16 protein-coding genes are annotated in these 12,912 nt (G+C 62.1%); all 16 read right to left on the reverse strand.

Annotated features, from left to right (window positions below):
- Positions 1-15: 15 nt before the first annotated feature.
- Positions 16-663 carry a 7-carboxy-7-deazaguanine synthase QueE gene (gene queE, locus TZ03_RS18835; RefSeq protein ID WP_051099705.1) on the reverse strand — a complete coding sequence of 216 codons (648 nt, stop codon included), beginning with the start codon at positions 661-663 and terminating at the stop codon, positions 16-18.
- 165 nt (positions 664-828) lie between these two features.
- Positions 829-1,635: a tol-pal system protein YbgF gene (gene ybgF / locus TZ03_RS18840; RefSeq protein ID WP_051099706.1), complete on the reverse strand. Its 807-nt coding sequence runs from the start codon at positions 1,633-1,635 to the stop codon at positions 829-831.
- Positions 1,636-1,640: 5 nt separating this feature from the next.
- The gene (gene pal / locus TZ03_RS18845; RefSeq protein ID WP_003254755.1) at positions 1,641-2,141 is read right to left on the reverse strand and encodes a peptidoglycan-associated lipoprotein Pal; all 501 of its coding nucleotides are present in this window, start codon (positions 2,139-2,141) and stop codon (positions 1,641-1,643) included.
- Between the two features lie 52 nt (positions 2,142-2,193).
- On the reverse strand, positions 2,194-3,465 hold the full coding sequence (tolB, locus tag TZ03_RS18850) for a Tol-Pal system beta propeller repeat protein TolB (protein ID WP_051099707.1): 1,272 nt from the start codon (positions 3,463-3,465) through the stop codon (positions 2,194-2,196).
- Between the two features lie 26 nt (positions 3,466-3,491).
- Positions 3,492-4,568: a cell envelope integrity protein TolA gene (gene tolA, locus TZ03_RS18855; RefSeq protein ID WP_051099708.1), complete on the reverse strand. Its 1,077-nt coding sequence runs from the start codon at positions 4,566-4,568 to the stop codon at positions 3,492-3,494.
- The gene (gene tolR / locus TZ03_RS18860; RefSeq protein WP_003254760.1) at positions 4,568-5,020 is read right to left on the reverse strand and encodes a protein TolR; all 453 of its coding nucleotides are present in this window, start codon (positions 5,018-5,020) and stop codon (positions 4,568-4,570) included. The genes tolA and tolR overlap by 1 nt, the downstream gene beginning before the upstream one ends.
- A gap of 14 nt (positions 5,021-5,034) precedes the next feature.
- Positions 5,035-5,730 carry a protein TolQ gene (gene tolQ, locus TZ03_RS18865; RefSeq protein ID WP_010952367.1) on the reverse strand — a complete coding sequence of 232 codons (696 nt, stop codon included), beginning with the start codon at positions 5,728-5,730 and terminating at the stop codon, positions 5,035-5,037.
- A gap of 2 nt (positions 5,731-5,732) precedes the next feature.
- Positions 5,733-6,185 (reverse strand): tol-pal system-associated acyl-CoA thioesterase, encoded by a 453-nt coding sequence (ybgC, locus tag TZ03_RS18870; RefSeq protein WP_051099709.1) that lies wholly within the window; start codon positions 6,183-6,185, stop codon positions 5,733-5,735.
- Positions 6,186-6,310: 125 nt separating this feature from the next.
- The gene (gene ruvB / locus TZ03_RS18875; protein ID WP_051099710.1) at positions 6,311-7,357 is read right to left on the reverse strand and encodes a Holliday junction branch migration DNA helicase RuvB; all 1,047 of its coding nucleotides are present in this window, start codon (positions 7,355-7,357) and stop codon (positions 6,311-6,313) included.
- Complete coding sequence (gene ruvA / locus TZ03_RS18880; RefSeq protein WP_051099711.1) at positions 7,354-7,971, reverse strand: Holliday junction branch migration protein RuvA; 618 nt, start codon at positions 7,969-7,971, stop codon at positions 7,354-7,356. Before ruvA ends, ruvB begins: the two co-directional genes overlap by 4 nt.
- A gap of 109 nt (positions 7,972-8,080) precedes the next feature.
- Positions 8,081-8,605 (reverse strand): crossover junction endodeoxyribonuclease RuvC, encoded by a 525-nt coding sequence (ruvC, locus tag TZ03_RS18885; protein WP_004375291.1) that lies wholly within the window; start codon positions 8,603-8,605, stop codon positions 8,081-8,083.
- Positions 8,606-8,794: 189 nt separating this feature from the next.
- Positions 8,795-9,541, reverse strand: coding sequence for a YebC/PmpR family DNA-binding transcriptional regulator (locus TZ03_RS18890; protein WP_051099712.1), 747 nt, complete (start codon positions 9,539-9,541; stop codon positions 8,795-8,797).
- A gap of 113 nt (positions 9,542-9,654) precedes the next feature.
- Entirely contained in the window at positions 9,655-11,430 is a 1,776-nt protein-coding gene (gene aspS, locus TZ03_RS18895; RefSeq protein ID WP_051099713.1) for an aspartate--tRNA ligase, read from the reverse strand.
- A gap of 93 nt (positions 11,431-11,523) precedes the next feature.
- A complete protein-coding gene (locus TZ03_RS18900; protein ID WP_003254776.1) occupies positions 11,524-11,745 on the reverse strand; it encodes an FmdB family zinc ribbon protein in 222 nt (73 codons plus the stop codon).
- Between the two features lie 93 nt (positions 11,746-11,838).
- On the reverse strand, positions 11,839-12,168 hold the full coding sequence (locus tag TZ03_RS18905; RefSeq protein WP_051099714.1) for a ribbon-helix-helix domain-containing protein: 330 nt from the start codon (positions 12,166-12,168) through the stop codon (positions 11,839-11,841).
- Between the two features lie 220 nt (positions 12,169-12,388).
- Positions 12,389-12,862: a Dps family protein gene (locus tag TZ03_RS18910; RefSeq protein WP_051099715.1), complete on the reverse strand. Its 474-nt coding sequence runs from the start codon at positions 12,860-12,862 to the stop codon at positions 12,389-12,391.
- Between the last annotated feature and the right edge of the window lie 50 nt (positions 12,863-12,912).

Below are 12,912 nucleotides of genomic sequence, written 5' to 3' on the forward strand. Positions count from 1 at the left end.
CGGTTTACTCCTCAATCAACGTCCGGGTTCGTCGTTCCACAGCAGCTTGTGCAACTGCAGCTGGAAGCGCACGGGCAGGTTGTCGGCAACGATCCAGTCCGCCAGGTCGCTGGCGTTCACCTGGTGGTGGCTGGGCGAGAACAATACCTCACCGGCACGTTCGGCCAGGTTGTACTGGATCAGCTTGGAAACCGCCCAGTCGTAGTCCTCACGGGAACAGATGACGAACTTGACCTGGTCGTTGCGGGTCAGCTGCTCGATGTTCTCGTAGCGGTTACGGTGCGACTCTTCGGAGCCGGGGGTCTTCAGGTCGACCACGCGGCTGACACGGGTATCGGTGCCGGATATATCCAGCGCACCGCTGGTTTCCAGCGACACCTCATAACCGGCGTCGCACAGGCGCCGCAGCAGCGGCAAGGCGCTGGGCTGGGCCAATGGCTCGCCACCGGTGACGCAGACGTAACGCGGCTTGAAGCCGGAGACCTGCTCAAGGATAGAATCGAGGCTGCGAATGGTGCCGCCACTGAAGGCATAGGCACTGTCGCAGTACTGGCAGCGCAGGGGGCAACCGGTGAGGCGCACGAATACCGTGGGCAGTCCAGCCGTTCGCGTTTCACCCTGCAAAGAGTAAAAGACTTCGGTAATGCGTAATGTGTCTTGCATGCTCGCCACGGGCGTGACAGCTAAACAGGCTGCCCGCCTCCGTCAGGCACTGTCGCGGACTCGACATAGCGTTATCCGCAGCAGCGTGTTTACGAAAAAAGGGCAGTGATTCTAACGAAAAAACCCGCGACAAGCGCGGGTTTCTTTCGAACGGTGCTGTATGGCCTAGAGCTTCTGCAGGTCACGCTGGGCCAGTTGCGCGGCAGAGGTGCCGGGGTACTGGGTGATGACCTGCTGCAAGATGCCCTTCACCTTGTCGGTGTGGCCCATGCGGCGCTCGACGTCAGCCAGCTTGTACAACGAATCCGGCACCTTGCTGTGCTTGGGATACTTCTGGCTGACCTGGGCGAAAGCCTGGCTGGCGCCTTGCAGGTCGCCCTTGGCCAGGTTCACTTCACCCAGCCAATACTGGGCGTTGCCGGCGTACTGGCTGTTGGGGTACTTGCGCAAGAAGGCGTTGAACGCCTGGCTGGCCTTGTCGAAGTCCTTCTGCTTGATCAGGTCGAAAGCAGCATCGTAGTAGAGCTTTTCTTTCGCCGGATCACCGGGCTCGCTACTGGCGGCCGGTTGTTGCGCAGCAGCACCCGCTGCTGCACCCGGGGCGGCATTGACAGCACCACCACCGGAGGAATTGTCAGGGGTCGCGGCAGGCGCAGCGCCACTGTTGATGCGACGGTCCAGGTCCTGGTAACGCTCCAGGTTTTCCTGCTTCATGCGCGACACATCGTTCTGCAGCTCTTCGATGATGCCTTGCTGGCGGGAAAGCTGATCCTGCATCTGTTGCAGCTGCATGAACAGCTGGCCCTGTGCAGAGGCAGGGGCCGAAGCCCCTGCCCCGGCATAGGCGCCGCTCGTGCCATAACCCGAAGGCGGATAACTGCCTGCGTTGTCATCTACTACAGGAACCTCAGCCCAGGCCGCGAGCGGCAGGCTGAGTGCGAGGACGGTTACTACACGGCGGCACATACGCATAAAACTTACTTACGCAGTTCTACGCGACGGTTCTGAGCCCAGGATTGCTCGTCGTTGCCAGTGGCAACCGGACGCTCTTCACCGTAGGAGACCAGTTCCAGCTGAGCAGGGGAAACGCCCTGCAGAACCAGGTAGCGCTGAACGGCCTTGGCACGACGCTCACCCAGAGCCATGTTGTACTCGCGGGTGCCGCGCTCGTCGGTGTTGCCTTCCAGAACAACGCGGTTGCCGTTGGCTTTCAGGTCCTTGGCGTGAACGTCCAGAGCGCGCATGGCTTCTGGCTTCAGGTCCGAGCTGTCGTATTCGAAGTAGAAGGTGGTGATTGCGCGCAGGGCAGCTTCTTCGCTCAGGGAGCCGTCAACAGCGCCAGTGTTGGCACCGTAGCCAGCGTTAGGGTCTACAGCAGCGCCTTCGCCTGCGTTGTCACCGCCCTTCGAGGAGCAACCTACAGCTACGGCCATGGCCAGAGCCAGCGCAGCAAATTTACCAAACTTCAGCATTTCCATCGTGAAACTCCTAATGAAACCCCAGTGTGTTAAGCAAAGTATTACGCCGCAATCAGTTCAGGTAGGGGGACCAGGACGGTTCTCTGACTTCGCCTTGAGCGGTAGGAAGTGGGAGCCTCACACGGCCGTTAAGCGACACGAGCATCAAGACTCCCCGGCCCTGCTGGCGGGTGGCGTAGATTAGCATGGTGCCGTTTGGCGCAACAGTGGGAGACTCATCAAGACTTGTTTCAGACAGAATCTTTACACTTCCGCGTTGCAAGTCTTGGGCCGCAACCTTGAAGTTGGTGAAGCCCTGCTGGCGATGGATCATCACCAGGGTCTTTTCGTCTGCCGACAGCTTCGGGTTGGCGTTGTAGTTGCCCACGAACGTTACCCGCTCGGCACCACCACCACTGACCGACTGCTTGTAGATCTGCGGTTTGCCGCCACGGTCGGAGGTGAAGTACAGGGTGTTGCCATCCTTGCCCCAGAACGGCTCGGTGTTGATACCCGGGCCCGCGGTTACGCGGCTGATCTGGCGCGAAGCCACGTTCATCACGTAGATGTCCGGGTTACCGTCCTTCGACAGCACGAACGCCAGGCGCGAACCATCTGGCGACCAGGCTGGCGCGCCGTTCAGGCCTTCGAAGTTGGTGACCTGTTCGCGGCGGCCGGTATCGATGTGCTGGACGAAGATACGCGGGCGCTTCTGCTCGAACGAAACATAGGCGATACGCTTGCCATCCGGTGCGAAGCGCGGCGACAGGATCGGCTCACGCGATTGCAGCAGGGTGACCGCACGCGCACCGTCGTAGTCCGAACGTTGCAGGGTGTAGCGGGTGTTGTTGGTGGAGAAGCGTTCGGCCGTCACGTACAGCATGCGGGTGGAGAACGCGCCCTTGATACCAGTGAGTTTCTCGAACGACTGGTCGGAAATGTAGTGCGCCATGTCACGCAGTTGGTCGACGCTGCCCGCCACGCTGCCGGTCAGCACTTGCTGCTCGGTGGCGACGTTGAACAGCGCGTACTGCACCTGCAGGCGACCGCCCGACGGCACGATGCTGCCAACCATCACGTACTGGGCACCCAGCGCCTTCCAGTCACGGAAGATCACTTCGCTGGCCTGCGACGGCTGGCTGATCATGTTCTGCCGTGGGATCGGCGAGTAGTAGCCGGAGTTGCGCAGGTCGTTGCCGATGATGTCGGCCATGTCTTCGGGCAGCACGCTGCCGCCCTGCAGACCGAACGGCACTACCGCGATGGGCGTGGCCCGGTCGCTGCCGCTGGTGACCAGGATGTTCTTTTCCTCTGCCACGGCCATGCCTGCCACGCAGCACAGCATGACCAGCAGTCCTCTCAGACGTTTAATCACAACGCTAGATCCTCAGGTGTAAATGTCATCTTGAACGAACGATATCGGTTGAAATCGCTCGGCTTCATACCCTGCATCTCGGTCAAACGACCAATGTTCTTCACCGCAGCCACCGCCGAACTGTCATACGGGCCGTCACCACTGGAACGGGCCACGCTGACACTGGTGATGGTGCCGTCCGGCAACATGTTGACCTGCAGAGTCACCGTCATGCCCTTGCGCGCGGAAGGCGGACGCGCCCAGCCCTCGGCCGCGCGCATGCGGATCAGGTCGTCGAAGTCGCCGGCCACCTGGTCACCCTGCTCGTCGGCCAGCGCCTGCTGCCGCTCGGTGGTGTCGGACAACAGCTCGGCCAGGGCCTGGGCTTTCTTGTCTTCCGCCGCCTTGCGGGCCGCTTCCTGTGCCTTTTTCTTCTGGGCGTCTGCAGCGGCCTTTTTCTTGGCCTCTTCAGCTGCCTTCTTCTTCGCTTCCTCGGCCGCCGCTTTCTTCTTGGCGTCCTCGGCTGCTTTCTTCTTGGCCTCTTCGGCTGCCTTTTTCTTGGCATCCTCGGCGGCTTGTTTCTTCGCCTCTTCAGCAGCCTGTTTCTTGGCTTCTTCCTCGGCTTTCTTCTTGGCGATGTCGGCCTGCTGCTTCTCGGCGGCCTTCTTCGCCTCTTCGGCCTTCTTGGCTTCGGCGGCTTTCTTGGTCTCGGCAGCCTTGGCCGCTTCCTCGGCCTTTTTCGCTTCGGCGGCTTCGCGCGCCTCTTCGGCCTTTTGAGCGGCGTCGGCTTTCTTTTGTTCCGCGGCCTTCACGGCCTCTTGCTCGACCTTCTTCTGTTCCAGCTGCTCGACCTCGGTCTGGCGCGAAGCGGTTTTCTTCGCCTCCCCGGCAATCTTCTGATTGGTCTGGGTGGTGGCCTGGCTCTTGGACTTGAGCTGGTACAGGGTAGCCTGAACGATCGGCTTGGATGGCGGCAGCTCAGGCGTCATGGCAAAACTGACGAACAGCAGGGCGAACACCAGCACATGCAGGCCGATGGCCCAGACACTGGGCCAGAAGTAGCTTTCCGAGGCGGATGGCTCTCGCTGTTGCATCAGGGCGCCTCGGTAATCAGGCCAACGTTACCGACACCGGCCTTCTGCAACCCGCCCATGGCACCCATGACCGCGCCATAGTCGACAGCCTTGTCGCCACGAATGAACACTTGGGTCTGCTTGCCCTGGTCACGGCCGGCGGCAATGATCTTGGTCACGGCATCGGTCATGGCAGGCAAGGTCATGGCCTTGTCCATCTGTTTGTCGGTGTCGACTTCGCTGCCGAGGTTCCAGTAGTAGGTCTTGTCGGCCTTGATGGAGATGGTGAGGATCTGGACGTTGTTGTCCTGCGGCAAGGCTTCGCTGGAAACCTTGGGCAGGTCGACCTTCACGCCCTGGTTGAGCATGGGCGCCGTCACCATGAAGATGACCAGCAGCACCAGCATCACGTCGATGTAGGGCACCACGTTCATCTCGGCGACGGGCTTGCGTTTGTGGCGAACTCGGGCCATGGGCTTCTACCTGATTACTCTTCGCTGGTGTGCACTTTGCGGTGCAGGATCGCCTGGAACTCGTCGGCGAAGGTGTAGTAACGACCGATCAGCACTTCGCTGCGGGCCGCGAAGCGGTTGTAGGCGATGACCGCCGGGATTGCCGCGAACAGGCCGATGGCGGTGGCGATCAGCGCTTCGGCGATACCCGGGGCAACCGTGGCCAGGGTGGCCTGCTGGGCGCTGGCCAGGCCGCGGAAGGAGTTCATGATGCCCCATACGGTACCGAACAGGCCGATGTATGGGCTGGTCGAACCGACCGTGGCGAGGAATGGCAGGCTCTGCTCGAGCTTTTCCTCCTCGCGCGAGATGGCCACGCGCATGGCGCGGCCAACGCCTTCCATGACTGCGTCCGGGTCGACACCCGGCTGCTGGCGCAGGCGCGAGAATTCCTTGAAGCCGGCACGGAAGACCTGCTCCACGCCGGAATCCGGGTCTGGGTTGCTGCCTGCCTGGCGGTACAGCTTGGACAGGTCGATGCCCGACCAGAAGCGTTCCTCGAAGGCATCCAGCGCACGACGACCGGCGCGCAGCATGGTGCTGCGCTGGAAGATCATGATCCATGAGGTGACCGAGGCGGCCACCAGGGTCAGCATTACCAGCTGTACCACCACGCTGGCATTGCTGACCAGACTCCACATGGAGGTATGGTCGACGACGTTAGCTTCCACGCTTATTCTCCTGCATTCGATTGATTACCCGAGCCGTCCGCCGCAAAGGCGTCGCGCAGCTGGGGGGGTATGGCTCGGGGTTTGAAAGTGTCGGCGCGCACGGCGGCCACCAGGAACTGCCCTTCGCAGAGCAGCGTTTCATCCTTTTCCCGCCAGACCTGCTGCACGAAGCGCAGGCTGGCGCGATTGAGTTCAAGTACTTGCGCGGTGACCCGCAGCTCGTCGTCCAGCCGCGCCGGCGCGTGATAGCGCGCTTCGCTGGAGTGGACCACGAACAGCAGGTTGTCTTCGGCCAGCTGCGACTGGGAAAAGCCCAGGTGCCGCAAGCGTTCGGTGCGCGCGCGCTCCATGAATTTCAGGTAATTGACGTAATACACCACGCCACCGGCATCGGTATCTTCGTAATAGACGCGACAACGGTGTGCGAACGGTTCCAGGCCATTTTGCGCGCGCATACTCTAGTGCTTACTCCTCAGCTTGCCAATCCGCTGTGGCAACTGTTTTTTCTTCATTAATGTCTTATTGCCAGCGCACCTTCGGCATGCCAGCGGTAGGACCACGAAAAGCCGTTTTCGATCTGTCATTCATCGCCTGGTTCGGAAAAATCTCCACCCTCCCCCAGGCGCCCGGGCACGTTCAGGCCGAAGTGCAGGTAGGCATGCCGGGTGACCACGCGGCCGCGCGGCGTGCGCATGATATAGCCCTGCTGGATCAGGTACGGCTCGAGCACGTCCTCGATGGTGTGGCGTTCTTCGCTGATGGCCGCGGCCAGGTTGTCGACGCCCACCGGGCCGCCGTCGAACTTCTCGATCATGGTCAACAGCAGGCGACGGTCGGAATGGTCGAAACCGCGCTCGTCGACGTCCAGCAGGTTAAGCGCCAGGTCGGCCACGGCCTTGGTGATCTGGCCCTTGCCGCGCACCTCGGCGTAGTCACGCACGCGGCGCAGCAGGCGGTTGGCGATACGCGGCGTGCCGCGGGCACGGCGGGCGATCTCATAGGCGCCCTGGTCTTCGATGGCCAGGCCGAGGATGCCGGCCGAACGGCTGACGATGGTGGCCAGGTCCTTGTCGCTGTAGAACTCCAGGCGCTGGACGATACCGAAGCGGTCACGCAACGGGTTGGTCAGCATGCCGGCGCGGGTGGTAGCCCCTACCAGGGTGAAAGGTGGCAGGTCGAGCTTGATCGAACGGGCCGCCGGCCCCTCGCCGATCATGATGTCGAGCTGGAAGTCCTCCATGGCCGGGTACAGCACCTCTTCGACGACCGGCGACAACCGGTGGATTTCGTCGATGAACAGCACGTCGTGCGGCTCGAGGTTGGTCAGCATGGCTGCCAGGTCGCCCGGGCGTTCGAGGATCGGCCCCGAAGTACTCTTGACCGACACGCCCATTTCCTGGGCGATGATGTTGGCCAGGGTGGTCTTGCCCAGACCAGGCGGGCCGAAGATCAACGTATGGTCGAGCGACTCGCTGCGGCCACGGGCGGCCTGGATGAACAGCGCCATCTGCTCGCGCACCACCGGCTGGCCGATGTACTCGTCCAGCCGCAGCGGGCGGATCGCACGGTCCTGGACTTCTTCACGGTCGCGGCCACTGGCGGCGATCAGGCGGTCGGCTTCGATCACTTGGTAATCATCCCTTTCAGGCTGCGGCGGATCAGCTCTTCACTGCTCAGGCCGGCCTTGTCCTTGATCGCCGCGATCGCCTTGCTGGCTTCCTGTGGCTTGTAGCCCAGCGAGACCAGGGCGCTGACCGCATCGGCCTCGGCGCTGGACTCGCTGGCGACCGGCAACGGCCCATCGGACACCAGGGTGAACATGGCCGGCGAAGTTTCCCAGGCCTTGAAGCGGTCCTTGAGCTCGACCAGCAGGCGTTCGGCGGTTTTCTTGCCAACGCCGGGCACGCGCACCAGGGCCGAGGTGTCCTGGGCCTGCACGCAGCGCACCAGTTCGTCCACTTCCAGCCCGGACATCAGCGCCAGGGCCAGCTTCGGCCCAACGCCGTTGAGGCGGATCAGCTCACGGAACAGCTCACGCTCGCGCTTTTCGGCAAAGCCATAGAGCAAGTGGGCGTCTTCGCGCACTACCAGGTGGGTATGCACGGTCACCGGCTCGCCAACCTTGGGCAAGCGGTACAGGGTGGTCATCGGCACTTCCAGCTCGTAGCCCACGCCATTGACGTCGATAATCAGGTGCGGCGGCTGTTTTTCCGCCAGGGTGCCGCGCAAACGTCCAATCACGTTCCGATCCTTCCTCTCGGGGAGCCGGTCAAAAACCGCTCAACCCTATCAGCAAATGCAGCGGGTGAACGCTTCACCCGGACAAAATGTGTATCAGCGCATGAAGCGCCTACAGACGCAAGCGCCCGCCGCGTCGCCGCGCCGTGGCCAGGCCATGCGGCACCAGGCTGGAGCGGGTATGGGCATGGCACAAGGCGATGGCCAGGGCGTCGGAGGCGTCGATCTGCGGCTTTTGCGTCAGTTTCAGCAAGTGCATGACCATCATCATCACCTGCTCCTTGTTGGCCCCACCGGTGCCGGCCACGGCCTGCTTGACCTGGGTGGCGCTGTATTCGGCGATTTCCAGGCCGGCTTCGGCTGCGGCGACGATGGCCGCGCCACGGGCCTGGCCGAGCTTGAGCGCCGAGTCGGCGTTGCGGGCCATGAACACCCGTTCGATGCCCATGGTCACCGGGCCGTGCTGGGCGATGATTTCACCCACGCCACGAAAAACGATCTGCAGCCGCTCGTGCAGCTCGCCACTGCCGGTGCGGATACAGCCCGACGCCACGTACTCGCAACCACGGGCGGTCTGGCGTACCACGCCATAGCCGGTGATGCGCGAACCGGGGTCGATACCAAGAATCAGAGTCATAGTGCCTGTCGTACAAAGCTCATTTTTTAACACCATTGGGGCCGCTGCGCGGCCCATCGCCGGCGAGCCAGCTCCCACAGGTACAGTGCAAGGCTTGAGGGCTGCACTGTACCTGTGGGAGCTGGCTCGCCGGCGATGGGCTGCACAGCAGCCCCAAAAAAGCTACTTGCTCCGAAACTTCAGAACACCTTAGCCCAGGTTCTCCATGATCTCATCGGAAATCTGGGCATTGGAGTAGACGTTCTGCACGTCATCCAGGTCTTCGAGCATGTCGATCAGCTTGAGCACCTTTTCGGCACCCTCCTGGTCGAGCTCGGCGCTGGTGGTCGGCTGCATGACGATTTCCGCGTCAGCGGCCTTGAAGCCGGCCTCTTCCAAGGCATTGCGCACGGCGTAGAAGCTGTTGAACGAGGTGAACACATCGAACGAACCGTCGTCGTTGGCCACCACGTCGTCGGCATCGGCCTCCATCGCCGCTTCCATCAACGCGTCTTCTTCCACGCCCGGGGCAAAGCTGAGCTGCCCCTTGCGTTCGAACAGGTAAGCCACCGAACCGTCGGTGCCCAGGTTGCCGCCACACTTGGTGAAGGCATGGCGCACGGCGGCGGCGGTACGGTTGCGGTTGTCGGTCATGGCTTCGACCATGATCGCCACGCCACCCGGGCCGTAACCTTCGTAGCTGAGTTCTTCGACGTTGTCGCTTTCGTTGGTACCAGCACCACGGGCCACGGCGCGATCGATGATATCGCGGCTCATGTTGGCGCCCAGCGCCTTGTCCAGCGCCAGGCGCAGGCGCGGGTTGGATGCCGGGTCAGCACCACCCTGCTTGGCGGCGACCGTCAGTTCGCGGATCCACTTGGTGAAGATCTTGCCTCTCTTGGCATCCTGGCGCTCTTTGCGGTGCTTGATGTTCGCCCACTTGGAATGACCAGCCATAACGACTCCGATTTCCTTGAATCACAAACAGCCCCGCCCCTGTACGGGGCGGGACGGAAAAATCCTGCGCCGAAACGCAAAGGCGCATCCATGTGGATGCGCCCGGGGACCGCTTACTCGACCTTGGTCTGTTCGCGCAGTCGAATGTGCAGCTCGCGCAGGGCCTTGGCGTCGACCATGCCTGGGGCCTGGGTCATGACGCACGCGGCGCTCTGGGTTTTCGGGAAAGCGATCACTTCACGGATCGACTGGGCGCCGGTCATCAGCATGACCAGACGGTCCAGGCCGAAGGCCAGGCCACCGTGAGGCGGTGCACCGAACTTCAGGGCGTCGAGCAGGAAGCCGAATTTCTCTTCCTGTTCTTCTGCCTCGATGCCCAGCAGGCGGAACACGGCCTGTTGCATCTCTTTGCGGTGGATACGGATCGAACCGCCACCCAGCTCGGTACCGTTCAGGACCATGTCGTAGGCACGGGACAGGGCCACGGCCGGGTTGGCCTCGAGCTCTTCCGGGGTGCACTTCGGCGCGGTGAACGGGTGGTGCAGTGCAGTGAAACTGCCGTCTTCGTTCTCTTCGAACATCGGGAAGTCGACCACCCACATCGGCGCCCATTCGCAGGTCAGCAGCTCGAAGTCGTGGCCCAGGCGGATACGCAGCGCGCCCAGGGCTTCGCTGACCACCTTGAACTTGTCGGCACCGAAGAACACGATGTCGCCGTCAACGGCACCAACGCGGTCGAGAATGGTGTTGAGGTTGGCCTCGGGGATGTTCTTGACGATCGGCGACTGCAGGCCTTCGACGCCCTTGGCACGCTCGTTGACCTTGATGTAGGCCAGGCCCTTGGCACCGTAGATGCCGACGAACTTGGTGTACTCGTCGATCTTGCTGCGCGGCATGCTGGCGCCGCCTGGCAGGCGCAGGGCGGTGACACGGCACTTCGGATCGTTGGCGGGGCCGGCGAAGACCTTGAAGTCGACATCCTTCAGCTGGTCGGCAACGTCGACCAGCTCCAGCGGGATACGCAGGTCTGGCTTGTCGGAACCGTAGCGGCGCATGGCCTCTTCGAAGGTCATGTGCGGGAATTCGCCGAATTCCAGGTCCAGCACTTCCTTGAACAGCTTGCGGATCATGCTTTCGGTCAGGCCCATGATCTCGCTTTCATCGAGGAAGCTGGTCTCGATGTCGATCTGGGTGAACTCCGGCTGGCGGTCGGCACGCAGGTCTTCGTCACGGAAGCACTTGGCGATCTGGTAGTAGCGGTCGAAGCCGGCGACCATCAGCAGCTGCTTGAACAGCTGCGGCGACTGCGGCAGGGCGAAGAAGCTACCAGCGTGGGTACGGCTTGGCACCAGGTAGTCACGCGCGCCTTCCGGGGTGGCACGGGTCAGGATTGGCGTCTCGACGTCGAGGAAGCCGTTTTCGTCGAGGAAGCGACGAATGCTGCTGGTGATACGTGAACGCAGGCGCAGCTTGTCGGCCATTTCCGGGCGACGCAGGTCGATGAAACGGTAACGCAGGCGGGTTTCCTCGCCCACGTCAGAGTATTCGTTCAGCGGGAACGGCGGGGTTTCCGCTTCGTTGAGCACGGTCAGCTGGTAGCCGAGGATCTCGATGGCACCGGAAGCCATGTTGGCATTCACCGCACCTTCAGGGCGCTTGCGCACCTTGCCGGTGATCTGCACCACGTATTCGCTGCGCACGCGGTCGGCAGCGGCGAAGGTTTCGGCGCGATCCGGGTCGAACACGACCTGGGCCATGCCTTCGCGGTCACGGATGTCGAGGAAGATCACCCCGCCGTGGTCGCGGCGACGATGGACCCAGCCGCAAAGGGTGACTTCCTGGCCGTCCAGGCTCTCGTTCAGTTGGCCGCAATAATGGCTGCGCATCATGATGGTGGTTTCGCTTCTCGTGATTCGTGTATTCGGTGGAGGCCTTGGCCGCCCGGAGGGCTAATACTGCAAGACCCGGTCACAGCATTCAACTCAGTCGGCCTTGTCGCCGCCTGCCAGATTCTTTTTTGCCCCGGTCTTGAAGTCGGTTTCGTACCAACCGTTACCGCTCAGGCGAAAGCCTGGCACCGACAGCAGCTTCTTCAGTGCCGGCGCCTGGCAGGCCGGGCAATCTGTCAGCGGCGCGGCGCTGATCTTCTGCAGCACTTCCATGCGGTGCTCGCAGGATGCACATTGATAGTCATAAAGGGGCATGGGTGTCTCTCGTCAACCACAACGCTGGCTGCCCGGGGCAGCAAAAAGCGGGATTATATATGGTTAGCAAGCACTGCGCAGCCCGCCAGGCGATCAGCGCACACTTGGCGGGTTTTGCAGCCAGGCGACACAGATTACCCGGATCAGCCCGCTGAAGTTTCTTACCCCACCCTGGCGCAGGTGCACTTCGCGGTCCACGTAGGACAATACCGCGCTGACCGAACAGCGGTTGGCCGCGGCGATGCGTTCGAGGATGCCCCAGTACACGGCCTCCAGGCGCAGACAGGTGGAAAACCCGTTGAGCCGCACCGAGCGAGACACCGGTTGGATCTGCAACATGTCGAAATCCGCCTTGAACGGATCGATGCACTGTTTTCCTGGCCAGCTCCCCTGGCCAGCCACACGTTTGCTCGCTTGCATCATGCGCCACACTTCCTCGTCACAGGTACCAGGTGACCTATGAAGCGCTGATGGGCGAGCTTAAAGCAGCGGCAAAATCTTCCTGCACAAACACAAAAGGCTGTACCGGACCATTGTGGGAGCGAGCGTGCCCGCGAAGCAGGCGACGCAGTGGATGGCACCGGCTATGCCGGTGTTCGCGGGCACGCCCGCTCCCACAGGGTTATGTCACAGCTTTGGGTCGTTATTTACCGTCGAGCAACACCCGCAACATCCAGGCGGTCTTCTCGTGAACCTGCATGCGCTGGGTCAGCAGGTCGGCGGTCGGCTCGTCACTGACCTTGTCCACTACCGGGAAGATGCTGCGCGCAGTGCGCACCACGGCTTCCTGGCCCTGGACCAGCTGGCGGATCATCTCCTCCGCAGGGGGGACGCCTTCCTCCTCCTTGATCGAGGAGTGCCGGGCATAGAATGCATACGACCCCGGTGCCGGGAAGCCCAGGGCACGGATGCGCTCGGCGATGGAGTCGACCGCCAGTGCCAGTTCGTTGTACTGCTCTTCGAACATCAGGTGCAGGGTGCGGAACGACGGGCCGGTGACGTTCCAGTGAAAGTTATGGGTTTTCAGATACAGCACGTAGGTATCCGACAACAGGCGGGACAGCCCATCGACGATGGACTTGCGATCTTCTTCAGTGATACCGATATCGATTGCCATGAAGTTCCCCTTTCCACGTGGCTTGAGACTCAAGCAGGTGCCGACCACTG

The sequence above is a fragment of the Pseudomonas sp. 10-1B genome (assembly GCF_000935045.1).
Lineage (GTDB): Bacteria > Pseudomonadota > Gammaproteobacteria > Pseudomonadales > Pseudomonadaceae > Aquipseudomonas.

Coding starts and splice junctions, on each gene's coding strand:
- ybgF (WP_051099706.1), bottom strand. CDS start 1,635: ATGCGTATGTGCCGCCGTGTAGTAACCGTCCTCGCACTCAGCCTGCCG.
- tolR (WP_003254760.1), bottom strand. CDS start 5,020: ATGGCCCGAGTTCGCCACAAACGCAAGCCCGTCGCCGAGATGAACGTG.
- TZ03_RS18910 (WP_051099715.1), bottom strand. CDS start 12,862: ATGGCAATCGATATCGGTATCACTGAAGAAGATCGCAAGTCCATCGTC.
- TZ03_RS18890 (WP_051099712.1), bottom strand. CDS start 9,541: ATGGCTGGTCATTCCAAGTGGGCGAACATCAAGCACCGCAAAGAGCGC.
- TZ03_RS18900 (WP_003254776.1), bottom strand. CDS start 11,745: ATGCCCCTTTATGACTATCAATGTGCATCCTGCGAGCACCGCATGGAA.
- queE (WP_051099705.1), bottom strand. CDS start 663: ATGCAAGACACATTACGCATTACCGAAGTCTTTTACTCTTTGCAGGGT.
- ybgC (WP_051099709.1), bottom strand. CDS start 6,185: ATGCGCGCGCAAAATGGCCTGGAACCGTTCGCACACCGTTGTCGCGTC.
- aspS (WP_051099713.1), bottom strand. CDS start 11,430: ATGATGCGCAGCCATTATTGCGGCCAACTGAACGAGAGCCTGGACGGC.
- ruvC (WP_004375291.1), bottom strand. CDS start 8,605: ATGACTCTGATTCTTGGTATCGACCCCGGTTCGCGCATCACCGGCTAT.
- TZ03_RS18905 (WP_051099714.1), bottom strand. CDS start 12,168: ATGATGCAAGCGAGCAAACGTGTGGCTGGCCAGGGGAGCTGGCCAGGA.
- tolA (WP_051099708.1), bottom strand. CDS start 4,568: ATGCAACAGCGAGAGCCATCCGCCTCGGAAAGCTACTTCTGGCCCAGT.
- pal (WP_003254755.1), bottom strand. CDS start 2,141: ATGGAAATGCTGAAGTTTGGTAAATTTGCTGCGCTGGCTCTGGCCATG.
- tolB (WP_051099707.1), bottom strand. CDS start 3,465: ATGCTGTGCTGCGTGGCAGGCATGGCCGTGGCAGAGGAAAAGAACATC.